Genomic DNA, 3,498 nt, shown 5'->3' with positions numbered 1-3,498 from the left:
AACTGGCCGTTGCGGAACACCGGGCGCAGCTTGCTCAGCACCTCGAACGTGGTGTCCTTACGCGGACCCTCATCCGTATCGATGATGCGGCGGTCCTCGCGGATGCTGTGGTTGAGCAGGTCCGGGTAGCGGTCGTCGAGTTGGAACGGCGTGATCTCGTCCTTGAACTCACCCGCGGCGATGGCCGCGAAGGCCCGCTCGTGCGACTGCAGGGCAAAGCGGYCCTGGTCCTCGCGGCTGACCTTCCAGCGCTCGGCGACCTTCTCGGCTGTGATGCCCATGCCGAAGGCGATCGCGCGGTTCTCGTCGTTCTCGAAGATCGCCGGGTTCATGGCGATCTTGTGGCCCATCATCGGCACCATGCTCATCGACTCGGTGCCGCCGGCGAGCATGAGGTCGGCCTCACCCAGGCGGATGCGGTCGGCGGCCATGGCGATGGCCTGTACGCCGGACGAACAGAAGCGGTTGATGGTGACGCCCGGCACCTGCTCGGGCAGGCCGGCCAGCAGCACGCCGATGCGCGCCACGTTCATGCCTTGCTCGGCTTCCGGCATCGCGCAACCGATGATGGCGTCGCTGATCAGCGCCGGGTCGATGCCCGGGGCCTGTTCGATGACGGCACGAATGACGTGCGCGAGCAGGTCGTCCGGACGGGTATTGCGGAACACGCCGCGCGGCGCCTTGCCTACCGGGGTGCGGGTGGCGGCGACGATGTAGGCATCTTGCACTTGCTTGCTCATGGGGTGGTTCCTTTAAGTGGGAAAGTCGTCAGGCGTAAGAGCGCGTGGCGCGTCAGTTACGCAGCGGCTTCCCCGTCGTCATCGTGTGCGCGATACGGGCCTGGGTCTTTTCGGTCTGCGCCAGTTCGACGAAGTGACGACGCTCGAGGGCGAGCAGCCAGGTTTCGTCCACCGGCGAACCGCGTTCGATCCGACCGCCCGAGAGGGTGTCGGCGATGCGGCTGGCGATGTCGATGTCGTGCGGCGAGGCGAAGTAGCCCTCGGCCATGTTCGCCAGCGAGGCCTTGAAGGTCGCCGTGGACGTGTCGCCGGCAGCCGTGATCGCGCGCGCCGGCATCGGCGGACGGTAGCCGGACTCGGCCAGGGCGATCGCCTGGGCCTTGGCGACATGCAGTACTTCATAGGTGTTGAAGACGATGATGTCGTCCTTGCGCAGCAAGCCCAACGACTTGGCCTCGATCGCACTGGTCGACACCTTCGCCATGGCGACCGTCTCGAAGATCTTCTTCAGGTATTCGAACGGGTCTTCCGGGTTCGCCTGCCACGCACGCACGGCGAACTCCTTCAGGCCGCCACCGGCGGGCAGCAGGCCCACGCCGGCCTCGACCAGACCGATGTAGCTCTCCAGTGCCGCGACGGTGCGCGCCGAATGCATCTGGAACTCGCAGCCGCCACCGAGGGCAAGGCCTCGAACTGCGGAGACCACCGGCACCAGCGAGTACTTGATGCGCATGCTGGTGGCCTGGAAGTTCGCCACCATCGCTTCGAACTCGGCGAGCTTGCCGGCCTTGAGCAGACCCAGCGCGCCCTTGAGGTCCGCACCGGCCGAGAACGGCTCGGACGGCTGCCACAGCACGACACCGCGGAACTGCTGCTCGGCAAGGCCGATCGCATGCTGAATGCCGTCGAGCACGTGGTCGTTCACCGTGTGCATCTTGGTCTTGAACGAGATCACGCCGATGTCGTCGCCGCTGGTCCACAGGCGTACGCCGTCGTTCTCCCAGACCGTGGTGCCCTGGTCGAATTTCTCGCCCAGGATCGGATCCGGGAACGCCTGGCGCTTGTACACCGGATGCGTCGAACGCGGCTTCTCGGCGTTGGCGCTGGCCGAGTACGAACCCGCTTTGCCGTGCACGCCCGTGCGGCCGTCGGTGACCCAGGCGGGCAGGGGTGCGCTGCTCATGGTCTTGCCGGCGGCGATGTCTTCGGCGATCCAGCCAGCGATCTGCTGCCAGCCGGCGGACTGCCAGATCTCGAAGGGACCGAGCTTCCAGCCGTAGCCCCAACGGATGGCAAAGTCGACGTCACGCGCCGTCTCGGCAATATCGGCCAGATGGTAGGCGGTGTAATGGAACAGGTCGCGGAACACGGCCCAGAGGAACTGTGCCTGCGGGTCCGACGACGCGCGGAGCTTCGCGAACTTCTCGGCGGGATCCTTGATGGCGAGAATGGCGGACACGTCGTCCGACGCTTTCTGCTCGGAAACGCGGTAATCCTGCTTCTGCAGGTCGAGCACCACGATGTCCTTGCCGGCCTTGCGGTAGAAACCCGCACCGGCCTTCTGGCCCAGCGCGCCCTTGTCGATCAGGCCCTTCAGCCACACCGGCGGCTGGAAGTACTTGTGCCACGGGTCGTCGGGCAGGGTGTCGCCCATCGTCTTGATCACATGGGCAAGCGTGTCCAGGCCGACGACGTCGGCCGTGCGATACGTGGCGCTCTTCGGGCGGCCGATGGCCGGACCGGTCAGTGCGTCGGCGGTGTCGAAGCCCAGGCCGAACTGCTCGGTGTGGTGCATGGTGGAGAGCATCGAGAACACACCGATGCGGTTACCGATGAAGTTCGGGGTGTCCTTGGCGTAGACCACGCCCTTGCCCAGGGTGGTCGTCAGGAAGGCTTCGAGGCCTTCGAGCACGCCCTTTTCGGTCAGGCGGGTAGGGATCAGCTCGACCAGGTGCATGTAACGCGGCGGATTGAAGAAGTGCACGCCGGTGAAACGGTGGCGCATCTCTTCCGGCAATGCCTCTGCCAGGCCGTTGATCGACAGGCCCGAGGTGTTGCTCGCCAACACGGCGGTCGCGGACACGTGCGGCGCGATCTTCTGGTAAAGGTCGAGCTTCCAGTCCATGYGCTCGGCGATCGCTTCGATCACCAGGTCGACGTCGGCCAGCAGGGCGAGGTCGTCCTCATAGTTGGCCGGGATGATCGCGGCGGCCAGGCCTTTCTCGGCCAGCGGCGCCGGTGAGAGCTTGGCGAGGTTGGCGATCGCCTTGAGGGCGATGCCGCTCTTCGGGCCTTCCTTCGAGGGAAGGTCGAAAAGCACGGTTTCCACGTTGGCGTTCGTCAGGTGCGCGGCAATCTGCGCGCCCATGACGCCGGCGCCGAGTACTGCGGCCTTGCGAATGCGTAACGGTGTTGCAGTCATGGTGATCTCCGGGGGTGCAAAGGATCGTCCGCGGTCAGCGAGTGGCCGTGGAGGTCGAAACGGAAGGATTGCGCAGGCCGGCTGCGGCGAAGCGGATCAGGTGCTCGGCGGCGGTTTCGCGGTGGTCGCGCTCGTCGACGTCACTCTTGCGCTGGATGATGCCGAAGTCGGCCATCGCGTACGTCAGCGCGCCGGTGACGATGTCCAGGCGCCAGTAGATTTCGTCCTTCGCCAGGCCAGGCAGCAGCCGGGCGAATTCACCGGCGAACTGGCGCAGTACATGGCCGTAGTTCTCGGACAGGAACTTGCGCAGGGTCTCGTTGTGCTCGGCGTAGG

General features: G+C 65.8%; 2 protein-coding genes and 1 pseudogene. All 3 read right to left on the bottom strand.

Annotation, left to right across the window (positions count from 1 at the left end; all coding sequences use genetic code 11):
* Nucleotides 1-740: thiolase family protein (locus AC1DT2_RS18370; protein WP_477297919.1), on the bottom strand; the 740-nt coding region annotated here is incomplete at its 3' end.
* A 52-nt stretch (nt 741-792) separates the two neighbouring features.
* Complete coding sequence (locus tag AC1DT2_RS18365; protein WP_477297918.1) at nt 793-3,162, bottom strand: 3-hydroxyacyl-CoA dehydrogenase/enoyl-CoA hydratase family protein; 2,370 nt, start codon at nt 3,160-3,162, stop codon at nt 793-795.
* A 34-nt stretch (nt 3,163-3,196) separates the two neighbouring features.
* Nucleotides 3,197-3,498 (bottom strand): annotated as a pseudogene (locus tag AC1DT2_RS18360) (TetR/AcrR family transcriptional regulator); the annotation flags it as partial.

It is taken from the genome of Luteibacter sp. P4_E6 (assembly GCF_056401535.1).
The sequence above is the reverse complement of the archived record's forward strand: the minus strand, read 5'-3'. Positions and strand labels throughout refer to the sequence as shown.